General features: G+C 44.3%; 13 protein-coding genes. 7 read left to right on the plus strand and 6 right to left on the minus strand.

Annotated features, from left to right (window positions below):
• The first annotated feature begins 2 nt into the window (after positions 1–2).
• Genes DACET_RS15430 through DACET_RS04900 form a run of 7 tightly spaced genes read left to right on the plus strand, consistent with a single transcriptional unit; the run spans position 3 to position 10,125 of the window.
• Positions 3–683, plus strand: a complete 681-nt coding sequence (locus DACET_RS15430; RefSeq protein ID WP_013010278.1) for an energy transducer TonB — start codon at positions 3–5, stop codon at positions 681–683.
• The gene (locus tag DACET_RS04875; protein WP_013010279.1) at positions 641–1,786 is read left to right on the plus strand and encodes a tetratricopeptide repeat protein; all 1,146 of its coding nucleotides are present in this window, start codon (positions 641–643) and stop codon (positions 1,784–1,786) included. Before DACET_RS15430 ends, DACET_RS04875 begins: the two co-directional genes overlap by 43 nt.
• Complete coding sequence (locus DACET_RS04880; protein WP_013010280.1) at positions 1,776–4,607, plus strand: M16 family metallopeptidase; 2,832 nt, start codon at positions 1,776–1,778, stop codon at positions 4,605–4,607. Before DACET_RS04875 ends, DACET_RS04880 begins: the two co-directional genes overlap by 11 nt.
• On the plus strand, positions 4,604–6,418 hold the full coding sequence (locus DACET_RS04885) for an extracellular solute-binding protein (protein WP_041229891.1): 1,815 nt from the start codon (positions 4,604–4,606) through the stop codon (positions 6,416–6,418). The genes DACET_RS04880 and DACET_RS04885 overlap by 4 nt, the downstream gene beginning before the upstream one ends.
• Positions 6,415–7,518, plus strand: coding sequence for a microcin C ABC transporter permease YejB (locus DACET_RS04890; protein ID WP_013010282.1), 1,104 nt, complete (start codon positions 6,415–6,417; stop codon positions 7,516–7,518). The genes DACET_RS04885 and DACET_RS04890 overlap by 4 nt, the downstream gene beginning before the upstream one ends.
• Position 7,519: 1 nt before the next feature.
• Entirely contained in the window at positions 7,520–8,548 is a 1,029-nt protein-coding gene (locus DACET_RS04895) for an ABC transporter permease (protein ID WP_013010283.1), read from the plus strand.
• Positions 8,548–10,125 (plus strand): ABC transporter ATP-binding protein, encoded by a 1,578-nt coding sequence (locus DACET_RS04900; RefSeq protein WP_013010284.1) that lies wholly within the window; start codon positions 8,548–8,550, stop codon positions 10,123–10,125. Before DACET_RS04895 ends, DACET_RS04900 begins: the two co-directional genes overlap by 1 nt.
• A gap of 72 nt (positions 10,126–10,197) precedes the next feature.
• Here the strand turns inward: DACET_RS04900 and DACET_RS04905 are convergent, their stop codons facing one another.
• The 6 genes from DACET_RS04905 to DACET_RS04930 are packed head-to-tail and all read right to left on the minus strand — an operon-like array spanning position 10,198 to position 14,905.
• Positions 10,198–10,881, minus strand: coding sequence for a DNA-J related domain-containing protein (locus tag DACET_RS04905; protein WP_013010285.1), 684 nt, complete (start codon positions 10,879–10,881; stop codon positions 10,198–10,200).
• The gene (locus DACET_RS04910) at positions 10,881–12,743 is read right to left on the minus strand and encodes an ABC-F family ATP-binding cassette domain-containing protein (RefSeq protein WP_013010286.1); all 1,863 of its coding nucleotides are present in this window, start codon (positions 12,741–12,743) and stop codon (positions 10,881–10,883) included. The genes DACET_RS04905 and DACET_RS04910 overlap by 1 nt, the downstream gene beginning before the upstream one ends.
• A gap of 55 nt (positions 12,744–12,798) precedes the next feature.
• The gene (locus tag DACET_RS04915; RefSeq protein ID WP_013010287.1) at positions 12,799–13,554 is read right to left on the minus strand and encodes a hypothetical protein; all 756 of its coding nucleotides are present in this window, start codon (positions 13,552–13,554) and stop codon (positions 12,799–12,801) included.
• A 1-nt stretch (position 13,555) separates the two neighbouring features.
• The gene (locus DACET_RS04920; RefSeq protein ID WP_013010288.1) at positions 13,556–13,870 is read right to left on the minus strand and encodes a hypothetical protein; all 315 of its coding nucleotides are present in this window, start codon (positions 13,868–13,870) and stop codon (positions 13,556–13,558) included.
• Complete coding sequence (locus tag DACET_RS15435) at positions 13,867–14,430, minus strand: glycogen-binding domain-containing protein (protein ID WP_013010289.1); 564 nt, start codon at positions 14,428–14,430, stop codon at positions 13,867–13,869. The genes DACET_RS04920 and DACET_RS15435 overlap by 4 nt, the downstream gene beginning before the upstream one ends.
• The gene (locus tag DACET_RS04930) at positions 14,423–14,905 is read right to left on the minus strand and encodes an RNA polymerase sigma factor (RefSeq protein WP_013010290.1); all 483 of its coding nucleotides are present in this window, start codon (positions 14,903–14,905) and stop codon (positions 14,423–14,425) included. The genes DACET_RS15435 and DACET_RS04930 overlap by 8 nt, the downstream gene beginning before the upstream one ends.
• Between the last annotated feature and the right edge of the window lie 40 nt (positions 14,906–14,945).

Below are 14,945 nucleotides of genomic sequence, written 5' to 3' on the forward strand. Positions count from 1 at the left end.
ATATGGCTAAAAGTATTTTTCTTGCGGTATTAAAGTCTGTGCTGGCTTTAGTGATGACAGTAGTAGTCTTTACTGTCTTCCGCGGGGCAGACAATCACTACAAGCTGACAAACAATCCATCACAGGGCGAGCTGACAGTTCAGCGCCCCGCAGATGATGACCGCACGCAGGAGGAGATGAAAGAAAATCTTCTGGAACAGGAAGAGCAGGAGATTGTTCCCGAACCTGTGGAAATAATTATGGATGACATTCCGGTTGATATGGAATTTGAAACCGGCGATGTCTTTGTACCTGTTGCAGAGCCGCAGGTGGATGTCTCTGCTGTTGATATGCCTTCCGCACCGAGAGACCAGCAGGCTAAAAGTTCTGCTTCCGGCGCAGAAGGGCTTTATGAACTGAAAAATGTGGATATGAAACCCACCGTGGAATACGCAGTTAAACCCGAATACCCTATGTATGCTCTACGGAGCCGCATAGAGGGGAAGGTTTACGTAAAACTGAAGATTAGCACTGCGGGGGCAGTTATTGATGCCGAGGTCATGAAGGCTGACCCTGAGGGTGTTTTTGATAAAGCGGCTCTTAAAGCTGTGCGTAAATGGCGGTTTACTCCGGCATATAAGGAAAACAGGAAGGTGAATGTATGGGGTGTTATCGTACCTATAAGTTTTTCTCTGGAGCAGTAGCACTTATCTTACTGATGATATGTCAGCCTGTATTTGCCTATGATATGGAAAGAGGGCTTAAAGATTCAGCAAAAGGCGTTTATGCCGATGCTTATGATCATTTTGAAAAGAGTGACTACAGAGGTGCTCTGGAGCTGATTGAGAGCTATCTTGATGGCGGTGGAGAGGACAACGGTCTTCTGTGTCTGCTGGCGGGTAATTCACACCTGAAGGAAAATGATCTGGAACATGCCTACGGCTGGTATCTGAAATCTGCTGAACTATATGGGGATAACCCCGACATATATAAAACAGCAGGTTCAATTGCGTATCAGCTTAAAAAAGGGGGAGAATCCGAAAGATGTCTGAGCAAGGCTGTTCAGCTCGGTTTGCAAGATGATTCTGTAAGCAGGATGCTGGCAGATATATATGTGAAACAGGACAGGCTGGCAGAAGCTGAAACTGCCCTTAAAGCTGTTCGTGACCGAAATGAGAAAGACAACAAGCTGATGCTTTATATATATGCAAAAAACGGAAAGATCAGAAATGCAAGGCACATGCTGCATCATCTGGTGGATAATACACGCAGTGACTGGTGGAAGCTTTATGGGATGTATGTGATGGAAAACGACCCGAAAGAGGCAGCAGCAGCCTTTCGTGTTTACATAAAGACATCTGATGTTCAGCCGGACGAGATGAGAATGATATCGGGACTTTTAGCTAAACAGAAAGTTTATGATGAGGCATACGAGATTATGGATAGGATAGGTGTTGAAAAAACATGCAGTGATTACAGTACACAGGGGAGAATGGGGTATAAGCTCGGCAGGTTTGATGAAACCAGAGATGTCCTCGAAAAATCTATGGAAAAGGGATGTATGAAGGAGAGCGGTTTAACACTCGCCTATGTCTATTATCGAAAAGGGGAGTACGGACGTGCCGCAGATATGTTTGAAAAGTTCAGCAATAGACCGAAGATGGTCTATATGGCTGCGCTTTCCAGATACAAAAACGGTGAATACTCCAGCGCAGAGACATTGCTTAGGTCGCTGCCTGGAAACAGCAAACTGAAAAATAAAGTAAGTAAACTATATAAACTAATAGGGGACAAGAATGATAACTAAGAATCTGAAAATACTGATACTCGCCTTGCTGGTCGCTTTTACAGCTTCATGTGAGAAAAATAACGCTCAGACAGCAAAATACACGTCTGAGCCTCTGCCGGTAAGACAGGACATAGTGCAGGGGGAGCTGGATAACGGGCTTAAATATTACATTATGCCTAACAGTTATCCGGACAACACAGTGGAACTCAGACTTAATGTCCGCACAGGTTCCCTTAACGAAACAGATGCCGAAAGCGGGCTTGCGCATTTTGTTGAGCACATGGCTTTTAACGGGACTAAGCATTTCCCCGGTAACGGCGTGATAGATTTTATGGAAGAAGCCGGACTTACTTTCGGTAAGCACAGCAATGCATATACATCTACTAATGTTACAAACTATCAGCTCACAATACCCCTCGAGAAGGAAGGGCTTTTTGATAAAAGTTTTCTGATTCTGCGGGACTGGGCGGACGGGCTTTTGTTCAACCCTGAAGAGATTGAAAAAGAGAAGGGAGTTATTGTCGAAGAGTGGCGTATGCGGAACGACTATAAAACAAGGCTCCGCAATATGCGCAGGGACATCCTGCTTGCCGGGTCAAAATTCCCCGACAGAAAACCTATCGGCGACATGGATGTTGTGAAAGGCGCCACAAGGGAACTCTTAAAAGGTTATTATGACAAATGGTATACCGCTGAGAATATGTCTGTGATCGTTGTGGGAGATATTGACCCTGTTAAAGCGGAAGAGCTTATTAAAAAAGGCTTTTCAGATATGGAAAAGAAAAGTACGCCGGAGGCAGCATCACAGGATGTTCCCCTTTCTGATAGATTTCGTTTTGAGGTGATAACTGACGAAGAGGCTCCGAGTCTTTCGTTTTCCATAAATCATCTGAAAAAGACAAAACCTCTTGAAACTTATGATGACTATAAAACACATATACTTGAACAGGGTGTCACATTCATGTTCAATCAGCGTATGTCCAGAAAAAAACTTTCAGGAGATACCGACTTGTTTGCTTTTCGTGCCGGAGTGGGCAGAATAGCTGACACAACAAAGGATTATATCTTTTCATCTATGCTGGATGAGGAAAACTACATACAGGATATGGATGAGTTTTTCATGGAGATTGAGCGTATGAAAAGATTCGGCTTTACTGTGGACGAGATGAAGGAATTTGAAAAAGTGATGCATCAGCAGCTTGAAAGGTACTCCAGAGAAGACAAGGTCTTTGAGTCTGCTAATCAGGCGAGAATGATTATAAACTTCGATACCTCCGGAGGAGACCTCATGACTCCTGCACAGGAGCTCGCAGTTTTCGACAAGGTAACATCGGAAGTCAACATAACCAGCTTTAACAGGAAGTTCCAGGAGATGCTGGACACCAAAGACCGCGTTGTAATAGTCTCTGTTCCTGAAAAACTTGAAGGTGAGCTGAACCTGGATCTTCAGTCTGTGAAAGACTCTATGGAGGCAGCAGCGAAGGCTGATCTTAAGGAGATGACATCTGTTTCAGGAAAAAACAGCCTTATGGAAGAAATTCCTGAGCCGGCGAAGATAACTGCACAGCAGAAGATAGACCTGCTAGAAGCTGATATGGTTAAGCTTGAAAACGGAGCAACACTTTATATTCATAAATCAGACCTTAAAAAACACGAGTTCGAGATCATGGCGATTAGACCAGGCGGCTATTCTGTTCTGGACGATGAAGAATATATGGCGGCGTCATCACTCGGTTCTGTGATAAACACTAGCGGCTTTGCCGGGCTGGACAGAAACAGTATCAGCAGAATTCTTGCGGGTCATAAAGTCTCTGTGGATACAAAAACAACTGAGAATTATGAAACATTTTCAGGCGGAGGAGACAGTGAGGATCTGGAGCTTGCTTTTCAGCTTCTGAACAGATATCTCACATCTTTCGAGGTTACTGACCAGTCTTATTCTGTCGCACAGGAATCACTGAAAAAACGTATCGACAGTGACGCCAGAAATAAATTTTCAGTATATATGAGAAGCATTCTGACTGATCTTTACAACGAAAACTATCGGAGATCATATCTGGAGAAAGGCGATTTAGACAAGCTCGACAAAGATTTTTTTGCTGGCTTGTATAACAAACTCTACGGAGACATTGACGGGTATGTTTTTGTAATATCAGGTGATGTGGATCCTGCTGAGACAGCAGAACTTTTTGCAAGATACATCGGCAGCATAAAGCCGTCCGGTAACATTGCAGAGAGGACACAGTACAAAGACAGGAATGTACGCTTCGCTGCGAAATCAGGGAACTTCATAGGACAGGGTGATGTTGAGCCTAAAACCACAGTGATAATGAGGTTTGAAAACGATGTGCCTGATAAAGAGGAATATACTGTCGCAGATACTTTCGCTTCTCTTGTTTTTAAAAAGCAGCTCCGCAAAGAGGTTCGTGAGAAACTCGGCGGTGTTTACAGCATTACAGGCTTTTTCAGAAAAGATAATTTTAAAGAGCAGTATGCAAGAGGTATGGTACGTTTCACCTGTGACCCTGAAAGGACAAACGAACTTATTGCTGCTGTAAATCAGATTATAAATGCACTGCCCGAAAATGGCGTGAGCGAAGCTGATCTGACAGAGGCGAAAGAGCAGTTTAAGCTTTCCATCGAAGATTCGAAGAAGAGGAACAGCTTCTGGCTTAAAAACATAGCCTATCATGTACTTTTCGATCAGCCGGTTCAGTCCACCGAAGAGTATGTTAAATACATAGACAGCATAACTGTTGATGACGTTAACAGCTTTATAAGAGATTTTATGAAAGGGAACAGTGAATTTGTTGTTCGGTTTGAGCCGGAGGCAAAATGATGAAGCGACTCATTCTGTTTGCAGTTCTTGCGCTTCTGCCATTTCAGACAGTGTATGCAGAAATGACAAAGACACATGTGTATTCTCTTATCGGGGAAGCAAAATATGGTGCAGAATTTAAGCATTTTGACTATGTTAACCCTGATGCTCCGAAAGGGGGAACTCTCCGTATGGCTTTTTCAGGTACATATGATTCATTCAATAACTTTGCTATCAAAGGGAAGTCTGTTGTCGGCATAGGATATATCTATGACACACTTATGGAATCATCCGACGACGAACCGAGCAGTTATTACGGCTTGCTGGCAGAGAGTCTTGAATATCCGGACGATTACTCAAGTGTGATTTTTACCCTGCGTAAAAATGCAAAGTGGAATGATGGAAAACCTGTTACAGCAGATGATGTTGTTTTCAGCTTTTACGAGATTACAAAAGTCAGTCCATTTTACAGTAACTACTTTAAGCTGGTGAAGAAAGTGGAGGCTCTTGACAGATACCGTGTCCGTTTTGAATTTGATGAAACACAGACCAGCTTTGAAATGCCTCTTATCGCCGGACAGCTTACGATTATACCGAAGCACTTCTGGAAAGACAAAGATCTTTCAAGAGGAGGGCTTGAAAATATACCTCTCGGCAGCGGTCCGTACAGGATTGCCGGATATGAAGCGGGTAAAAATGTAGTTTACGAACGGGTTCCTGACTATTGGGGAGCAGATGTCCCTGTTAATGTAGGCAGATATAACTTTGACAGGATAGTCTATGAGTATTTCAGAGACCAGACAGTAGCATTTGAAGCTTTTAAAGCAGGGCATTACGATTTGCGAAATGAAAGTGCCGGCAAAAGATGGTTTAAGGGATATACAGGAAAATATTTTGACATGGGACTGATCAAAAAGATGGAGGTTCCTCATAAAAAACCTATGGGAATCGCAGGCATTTTTATGAATACGTCATCAGAATTTCTGAGTGATATTAACCTGAGAAAAGCACTGACTTATGTCTATGACTATGACTGGATAAATCAGAATATCCTTTACGGTCAGAATGTCAGACACACAAGCTTCTTTTCCAATACAGAGATGATGGCGGATGGGGAAGCCACAGAAAAAGAGCTTGATCTTCTGCGTTCCCTCGGGGCGGATGCAGAGAAATTCCGTCAGCAAGTAGAGATATATAAAACGAATGGAGATGGAAATAACAGAGCAGGGCTTATGAAAGCTGTCGAGCTGCTCACGTCTGCCGGTTACTACTATAAAGACGGAAAGATGTATACTCCTGACGGGCGCTATGTGTCTCTGGAGATACTAACGTCTTCTAAAACACTGGAAAAACAGCTTATGCCTCTTAAACAGGGGCTGGAGCGTATAGGCATAGATATGTTTCTGCGGTATGTCGATTCTTCTCAGTATGTTTCAAAGGTTCGCAGTAAGGATTATATGATGATTTATTCTCGTGTGAAACAATCCTTTTCTCCCGGGAACGAACAGCGGAATATGTGGGCTTCATTATCTGCCGAAGAAGAGGGGAGTAGAAACTATGCAAAAATCAAAGATCCTCTGATCGATAAACTTGTAGACCATCTTATCAATGCCAAAGACAGAGAGAGTCTGAAAATTGCTGCGAGAGCACTGGACAGAGTTCTCCTTAACGGGTATTACGTGATACCAACAGGATACAGCGATAGATACAGAATCGCATACTGGGACAAGTTCGACAGACCGGAAAAGATGCCTGAATACTCTCTCGGGTTCAGTTCATGGTGGATTGTGCCTGAAAAAGCAGCAGAGATTGCAAAACGGGTTAACAGATGACACCGTATATACTTCGTCGGCTGATTCTCGTTGTGCCCACTCTCATAGGGATTATAACTATAAATTTTTTTCTGGTGCAGATGGCGCCAGGCGGTCCTCTGGAGACTATGATTGCCCGTATAACCGGCGAAGAGGTTACAGCGGAATCGAGGGCGCTTCGTCAGGAAGATTCTGACAGCAGCCTTCAGATAAAAGGTGAGTCTGCACCGGCGGGAAAATCCGAAGGTGCAGAGAATATCTCGCCGGAACTCATGGAGAAGCTCAGGGAGCTTTATGGTTTTGACAAACCTCTATATGTACGTTATCTGACTATGCTGCGGGATTTTGCTGTATTTGACTTCGGCGACAGTTTCTTTATTGATAAATCTGTTCTGGAGCTGATAAAGGAAAAAATGCCTGTTTCCATATCGTTGGGCATATGGAGCACTTTGCTGGTTTATCTGGTGAGTATACCGCTTGGAATTGCGAAGTCTGTCCGGCACGGGAGCAGGTTTGATATATGGAGCTCGTTTGCTGTGATCATAGGATCTGCTGTCCCTGTCTTTCTGTTTGCTGTGATACTCGTGATACTTTTTGCAGGGGGGAACTATTTTGCGTGGTTTCCTCTGCGTGGGTTGGTTTCGGACGGTTTTGCAGACATGACCATTATGGAAAAGATACTGGATTATCTGTGGCATATGTGCCTGCCTGTTTTTGCCATGCTGATAGGCAGTTTTGCATCACTGACGATGCTGACTAAAAACTCTTTTCTGGACGAGATAGGTAAACAGTATGTCCTGACAGCAAGAGCGAAGGGGCTGAAGGAGAAGACTATCCTTTACGGGCATGTTTTCAGGAACTCTATGCTGATAGTCATATCCGGCTTTCCGGCTGCTTTTATCTCTATGTTTTTCACAGGTTCGCTTCTGATAGAGGTGATCTTTTCGCTGGACGGTCTTGGGCTTATGGGGTTTGAGGCAACCATGAGCAGAGATTATCCTGTGATGTTTTCAACGCTCTATGTTTTTACTCTGCTGGGGCTTGTTCTTAATATTCTAAGCGACATTACTTACTGTCTTGTTGATCCCAGAATAAACTTTAATGCTGCGTCGAGGGGATAGCATGTTTGAAATATCACCTTTAAATAAACGCAGATTCAAGAGATTTATGAAGAATAAAAGGGGGAGCGTAAGCCTTGTCATATTCATGTCGCTGTTTATCCTGAGCCTCTTTGCCGAGGTTATCGCAAATGATAAACCGTTGATGATAAAGTATCATGGCGAGTTTTATTTCCCTGTATTAAAGCAATATACAGAAAAAGATCTAGGCGGTTTTTTTGAAACAGAGGCAAACTACAGAGACCCGTATCTGAGAGAAATGATCGAAGAGGACGGCTTCATCGTTTGGGCACCTGTGAAGTACAGCTATGCAACCATAAGGTACGATCTGCCTGAACCCCCTCCGACACCCCCCACATGGGAAAATCCGCTGGGGACAGATGATCAGGGGCGGGATGTTTTTGCCCGTTTGCTATACGGTTTTAGGCTTTCTGTGCTTTTCGGTATAATGCTGACCATAGTCACGTCTTTTATCGGCATATGTGCCGGAGCTGTTCAGGGATATTATGGCGGTAGGATTGACCTTTTTGGTCAGCGCTTTATGGAGATATGGTCGGGCATTCCTATGCTTTACATGCTGATAATAATGAGCAGTCTCATACGTCCCGGTTTCTGGTGGCTTCTGTTTATTATGACAATTTTCGGCTGGATGGGGCTTGTAGGTGTTGTTCGTGCGGAATTTCTGAAAGGTCGTCAGCTTGAATATGTACTTGCAGCCAAGGCTCTTGGGGTTAGTGACGGCGGGATGATATTCCGGCACATACTGCCAAATGCCATGGTTGCCACTATGACATTTTTCCCGTTCATTCTAAGTGGCTCGATAGGTGTGCTTACGTCTCTTGATTTCCTCGGTTTCGGTATGCCTCCAGGTTCGCCGTCCCTCGGAGAACTGCTGGCAGCGGGTAAGTCTAATCTGTATGCACCGTGGCTGGGAGTTTCTGCATTTCTTACTGTTTCTGTGATGCTCTCTCTTCTGATATTCATCGGGGAAGCTCTGCGTGATGCTTTTGACCCGAGACACATAGGTAAATAATGGAAAATATACTTGAGATAAAGAACCTGAATATTGTTTTTGAAATGGAAAATCATGTTGTTGAAGCTGTGAGGGATTTCAGCTTTGAAGTCCGCAGAGGCGAGATATTTGCACTGGTAGGTGAGAGCGGTTCAGGTAAATCTGTATGCGCACACACCATAACAGGCTTAATGAGCTCTCAGGGGGCAAAGATCCGGAGAGGGAGTATAAAGCTTAATTCCAGAGAACTTTCAGGGCTTATCAATGATGATATGCGGAAAATAAGAGGCGGAGAGATCGCATATATCTTTCAGGAGCCAATGGTTTCACTTAACCCTCTGCATACAGTCATCAGACAGGTGACCGAACGTATGCGGGTTATAGATAAAATGCCTGAGAAGAAGGCAAGACAGAAGGCTTTGGGCTTGCTTCATGAGGTGGGCATCAGGGATATCGCTTCCAGACTGAGCCAGTACCCTCACCAGTTCTCAGGCGGTGAGCGTCAGCGTGTTATGATAGCTATGGCTCTTGCCGGGGAACCGTCTTTGCTGGTGGCTGATGAGCCGACAACAGCACTGGATGTTACTGTACAGAAACAGATCCTTGAACTTCTTAAAAAACTTAATAAAGAGAGAAATATGTCCGTACTGCTGATCACCCATGATCTGGGCATCGTGCGCGAATATGCCCATAGGGTTGCAGTGGTTAAGGATGGGCTTATGGTTGAAACAGCAGAGACTGAGAAGCTCTTTTCTGATCCGCAGACAAAATATGCCAGAGAACTTCTGTCTGATGTTGACATAGCCTATGCTTGCCCTCCGGACAGCCTTGAACCTGTTCTCGATATACGGAACCTGAACGTCCGTTACACAGGGAAGGGGATAAAAGGGAGATACGATGTACACGCAGTAAAAGGCGCCTCTTTTGTTTTAAATCAGGGTGCTTCTGTGGGAATAGTTGGTGAAAGCGGTTCGGGCAAGTCGTCCCTTGCCAGAGGCATTCTGCGGTTGACTGATGCGCACGGGGAAGCCCTTTATAAAGGTGTTGACCTGATGAAACTCAGTGCCGGAGACATGCGTAGCTACAGAAGGCATGTTCAGATAGTTTTTCAGGATCCGTTCGGAAGCCTGAACCCCAGAATGACAGCGGGGATGATCGTTGCGGAAGGGTTAAAAGCATCCGGTATGAAAGATAAGGAACAGATCCGCAAAAAAGTTCTTAAAGCATTTGACGATGTGAATCTGGACAGAGAGATGTTTAATAGATATCCCCACGAGTTTTCCGGAGGTCAGCGTCAGCGGATAGCCATTGCAAGGGCTGTTGTCATGGAGCCGGAAGTGATATTTCTGGATGAGGCGACATCATCGCTGGATAAGGTCGTACAGAATCAGGTGATAGAGCTTCTGGCGGAGATTCAGAACAGGTATGGCATTTCTTATGTTTTTATCAGTCACGATCTCAGTGTTGTTAAGTCAATATGCGATGAAGTTCTCGTCATGAAGGACGGTGAGATAGTTGAAATGGGACAGACAGAAAAGATACTGTCGACCCCTGAAAACGCTTATACAAAACAGCTTATAGAGGCTTCATATCTTTAGAACAGAGTACGTGTGTCGGGCTGAGAGCGCTGGGATGTGATGCTGTTACTTCAAATGCGGGAAGGGTGAGAGCTAGTTGTCAGAGAGCTGTGCTGAGTCTTCCAGCCATTTTATGACGAACCTGTAGGCTCTGTTTATGTTCATAAATTTTTCAACATTTCCTCCCTGGTCCGGGTGGTGTTTTTTGCATAATTCATGGAATCTGGTTTTGACAGTACGGCTGTTTTCGTGTCCGTAAAGACCTAGGGTTCTGTATGAGTCATCAAGGTTGTTTTCAGAGCTTAGAATCTCCCAGGCGCCGGATAAAAGGCTTTCCGCTGTGACACTGTTCAGCCTGTCGTAGTTCTTACCGTCGAGATAGAAGTATTTCAAAGAGATAGATTCCACTGCGGTATCTCCAAGCAGTTCGTTATGGAGTGCGCAGTGTTCGGAACCATCAGCAACAGCCTCTCCGCAAAATGACATTGTTTCGTCATGGAAGTAGGCGCACTGACCCTTTCCAGGGTAGTCAAAAACACCTGTGCGCATGAAGTGAACATGCAGGTATTTACCTATTTCAGCATATTCGTTTTGCAGTTTGTAGAGCTTGTGGAACAGGGCAAAGTGCAGCCTGTATAGTTCCACGGCGGGCATTCCTGTTATGCTTATATCGCTGAAGGATGTTTTCAGCATCTTGCTTTCATAAACGGTTTCAGTTTCGATAAGGTCTTTAAGTGCATCTGTATCTAGCTGTGTCAGAAGGTTTTCCAGTGTCATTATTCTTTTTCCATCAGAAATTCCTGTCTTTCCATCTTTTCGAGTATTTCCATTTCGATCTCGTCGATGCGCTCCTGTGCCTCTGCCAGCTCCGTATAGTTCGAGCCGCCTTTTGCAAGAACTGCCTGTTGGACGGCAAGCTCAGACTCCAGCTTCTCTATAGCCGGCTCAATGGACTCCAGCTCTTTCTTCTCCATATATGTCAGTTTATTTTTTTTCTTTTCCGGTTCGGGTGTTTGTTTTTCTTTTATCTCTTTCTTCTTCGCTGCTTCCCGTTCACGTTTCTCTTCTATATAGTCGTCGTAGTCACCGAAGAACGTTTCAATGTTACCTTCACCGTCAAAGATTAGCAGGTTGTCCGCCACACGGTTCATAAAACACCTGTCGTGGGAAACCACAAGGAGACACCCGGGGAAGCCCACGAGGAAATCCTCAAGAACGGACAGTGTTTTTATGTCGAGGTCATTGGTGGGTTCATCCAGAATGAGAAAGTTAGGGTTCTGCATCAGTATGAGGACAAGGTGCAGTCTGCGTTTCTCTCCGCCGGACAGTTTATGTACCGGTGTATGGTGCATCATGGAAGGGAACAGAAATTTCTCAAGCATCTGCCCTGCGCTTATTGATTTCCCGTTTGGGAGTATGATGGTTTCTTTTTCATCTTTTACAACATCTATAAGGCGTTTGTCGGGGTTGAGAGCTTTGCTGTGCTGGTCAAAAACCGCAAATGTGGTATTAAGCCCCTTGCGTAACTCGCCGGTGTCGGTAGGCTCTTCTGATGTTATCAGCCTTATAAATGTACTTTTCCCAGCACCGTTTGGACCGACCACACCGAGGCTCTCCATGTGTTTGAAAGTATACGAGAAAGGCTTGATAACCTGCCTGCCTTCATAGGATTTAGATATATCCTCCACCTCAAGAATCTGTTTGCCGAGGCGTTTCCCCTCTATCTCCAGTTCGATATCCTGCTGTTTCAGAAGTTTTGGTCTGTTTTGCATCTGTTCGATACGGTCTTTACGTGCTTTTTGTTTTGTGGATCGTGCTTTTGCGCCTCTTCTCAGCCATTTAAGTTCATTTCTAAGTATGTTTTGTGTTCTGTCTTCCGCACGGGCGAGGCTCTCTTCCATCTCTGCTTTCTTTTCCAGATAATATGAATAGTTACCGCCGAAGGTGAATATGCCTCCACGGTCTATCTCTATGATATTATTGCATATCGAGTCCAGAAAGTATCTGTCGTGGGTAACCATGAGGATAGACTTTGTCGTTTTGCTCAGGTGTGTCTGGAGCCAGTCTACGGTTTCTATATCCAGATGGTTGGTCGGTTCGTCCAGAATCAGCAGATTGCCTTCATCTATCAGAGCCTGTGCCAGAGCCGCTTTTTTTATCATGCCGCCGGACAGTGTACCCATTTTCAGTGAAACGTCATTTATCCCGAGCTCACCCAGTATGGACTTGACTTCATGCTCATACTGCCATGCATCGAGTTTATTCATCTCTTCCATAGTGTGGTCGAGGTCGTTTTTGTATTTATCTGTATCTGCAGGATTTGCACACAGCTCTTCGTAGTGACGGATGAGCTTTACAAGGTCTGATTCGCCGGACATAATGTAGCCAAGGATTGTGTCGTCCGGGTTATGCTCGGGTATCTGTGGGAGATAGTTGATTCTGCACTCTCTGTTGCGGGAGATTAGCCCGTTGTCCGGCTGGATAAATCCCGCTATCATTTTGAGCAGAGTGGATTTTCCGCAGCCGTTGACGCCAATGAGTGCTGTTTTTTGTCCTGCATCAATACCGAATGAGATGTCTGTAAAAAGTTCTTTGTCTCCGGCAGTTTTAGTTATTTTATCAACGGATATAAGGTTCATCTGTCCCCCTTTGGTCAGAGGGCATAATATCAAAAAGCAATTCTAACTTCTATAATTATTTACGTCCGCCCCCGTTGCCGTTTCCACCGCTGTGCCCATTACCGCCCGAACTTCCTCTGTTTCCGCCTGCCGAAGAGCCCATTGAGGACGCTCCTTTGCCGGAGTGTATGCTTTTACCCATTTGTTTGGCTGTGCCGGAGGCATTCCCGTATGAGGCTCCTTTTGCAAAAGCTTTACGATATTCATTAATTTCACCAGCACTCAGTTTTTTGACAGCTTGTATAGTAACTTTTTCAGTGGTCTCTTCGTCTACTCCGTACTGCATCATCTCTCTGTACAGATTAATGGCTGTATATGCTTTGTCCTTTTTCACAGAGATCTCGGCTGCAACTGTTTCAAGTTTTTGTGCTGTGGCGCCTGCTGTCATGGCGTCGGCCACTGCATCTGCAAACTGTGCGGAGGTCTTTTTATCCAGTTTGATTTTATCTGCTATTTTATACGCTCTGGAATATCTTTCTCTGATATTGTCCACGGCGTTTACAATGTTATCTTCGGAGACATTTTTTGCGATACCCTCTGCTATTTTTTCTGCCATTTTTACCGCTTCATTTGTTTTTGCTTCTTTTACAGCACTTGCAAGGTTGTCTATGCTGATTTTGCTGAATTGTCGCTCTCTTGTCTTTTCTGCAACAGAGACGGCGAGATTTTCCGGCACTCCGGCATTTTCGCAGATAGATTGCAGGTCGGTGTATTCATCAGCGAAGCTGTATATTGAAATGCTCAGCAGTATTAACAAAATAGTTTTCTTCATCTTATCTCTCCTCGTATATGCAAATCTGCCCGCCGAAATCGTCATTTTCTTTTTGTGGGCAGTTTGGCAGATATGTCCTGCCGTCGACAGTCAGAAAGTATCTGAAAGAGCTGACAGCAGGAATCTTTGTCTTCCATGAGTTGTTATCTTCGGTCATTTCTAAGCCATGATATCCGTTTGCTGATGTGTAAAGTATGACTCTGTATGCATCTTTTATACGAAAGTCCGCGGTCATATCCCCTTTTATGCGGTAAAAGCGTGCATCCGCACATGACATCAGCACCAGTGCCAGAAATATGGCTACTAGGTATTTCAAATCCTTTCTCCGACACTTATTACAGAATTTTCTCCGCCGAAACCATCGTTTTGCTTGGCATGAACAGTGGGGTCAGGTAGAGTGGTTCTGCCGTTTATAAGGTATGTATAAACATATTCACCCTTATTGAGAGGCATGGTTATCTGCCAATATCCATTACCTGCGTTGTACATGGAAATAGGCTGCCAGCCGGAGAATGTCCCGGTAACTTCAACCTGAGAAGCTTCTGGATGATAGAGAACAAACCTGTGAGCTGTTCTTATTTCCGGCATATGATCCGGTGCGAAAAAGAAAACTCTGAGCATTACGATAAGTGATGCGGCAAGTGCTGTGAAAGAAGCGATGCGAGTTATGTTCAGCTTACTCTTGGAACTTGCACTTATGTCAGGGATAGGCGGTGGTGATATGGTATGCGACATAGTCATCTCCATTTCAAGCATACCAAGTGCACTTGAAAAGTAGCTGTCGTCATTGTTCACCTCTTTTACAAAATCTATTTTTTCACTGATATTCAGTTCATTGTCTATGTACTGGCTGATCAGAATGTTTCTATCACTCATCTTCTGCCTCCATCATTGTTTTCAACTTCAACCTTGCTCTGTATATCCTGACTTTTATGTTGGCAACAGTCATATTTTTTACCTTTGCTATTTCTGAATATGCAAGTCCGTCTGAGCCAGCCATAGATAAAAGTTCCCTGTCTTCCTCCGGCAATTTCTTCAGCAGAGACAATATCCTTTGAGTTGCATTTTTGGATATAAGGCATTCTTCTGGACTGTTTTTGTTTACAGGTGCATTTTCGTATGAATTCGTCTTGTTTACTTTTTTGCGTATTTTATCTAAGAAAATATTTCTTGCTATAGTGTAAAGTAGAGCCGGACTTTGTTCCATAGGGTATTTGTCAGCATACTTGATGAAAGTGTCCTGAAAGATATCCTCTGCGTCCGGTCGGTTTAATGTCATTTTCATCAGATATCCAAACAGCCTCCCTTGGTATTCGTTAAAAAAACTCAGTAATTGTTTATTTCGCTTCATGGTTAATTATAGGCGGGATTTATAACCCCGCCTACATAAT

It is taken from the genome of Denitrovibrio acetiphilus DSM 12809, assembly GCF_000025725.1.
Lineage (GTDB): Bacteria > Chrysiogenota > Deferribacteres > Deferribacterales > Geovibrionaceae > Denitrovibrio > Denitrovibrio acetiphilus.

What these genes read in the sequence shown, in the direction of transcription:
- DACET_RS04875 (WP_013010279.1), top strand. Translation starts at nt 641, where the DNA reads ATGGGGTGTTATCGTACCTATAAGTTTTTCTCTGGAGCAGTAGCACTT.
- DACET_RS15435 (WP_013010289.1), bottom strand. Translation starts at nt 14,430, where the DNA reads ATGAGTGATAGAAACATTCTGATCAGCCAGTACATAGACAATGAACTG.
- DACET_RS15430 (WP_013010278.1), top strand. Translation starts at nt 3, where the DNA reads ATGGCTAAAAGTATTTTTCTTGCGGTATTAAAGTCTGTGCTGGCTTTA.
- DACET_RS04915 (WP_013010287.1), bottom strand. Translation starts at nt 13,554, where the DNA reads ATGAAGAAAACTATTTTGTTAATACTGCTGAGCATTTCAATATACAGC.
- DACET_RS04910 (WP_013010286.1), bottom strand. Translation starts at nt 12,743, where the DNA reads ATGAACCTTATATCCGTTGATAAAATAACTAAAACTGCCGGAGACAAA.
- DACET_RS04885 (WP_041229891.1), top strand. Translation starts at nt 4,604, where the DNA reads ATGATGAAGCGACTCATTCTGTTTGCAGTTCTTGCGCTTCTGCCATTT.
- DACET_RS04900 (WP_013010284.1), top strand. Translation starts at nt 8,548, where the DNA reads ATGGAAAATATACTTGAGATAAAGAACCTGAATATTGTTTTTGAAATG.
- DACET_RS04880 (WP_013010280.1), top strand. Translation starts at nt 1,776, where the DNA reads ATGATAACTAAGAATCTGAAAATACTGATACTCGCCTTGCTGGTCGCT.
- DACET_RS04890 (WP_013010282.1), top strand. Translation starts at nt 6,415, where the DNA reads ATGACACCGTATATACTTCGTCGGCTGATTCTCGTTGTGCCCACTCTC.
- DACET_RS04930 (WP_013010290.1), bottom strand. Translation starts at nt 14,905, where the DNA reads ATGAAGCGAAATAAACAATTACTGAGTTTTTTTAACGAATACCAAGGG.
- DACET_RS04895 (WP_013010283.1), top strand. Translation starts at nt 7,520, where the DNA reads ATGTTTGAAATATCACCTTTAAATAAACGCAGATTCAAGAGATTTATG.
- DACET_RS04905 (WP_013010285.1), bottom strand. Translation starts at nt 10,881, where the DNA reads ATGACACTGGAAAACCTTCTGACACAGCTAGATACAGATGCACTTAAA.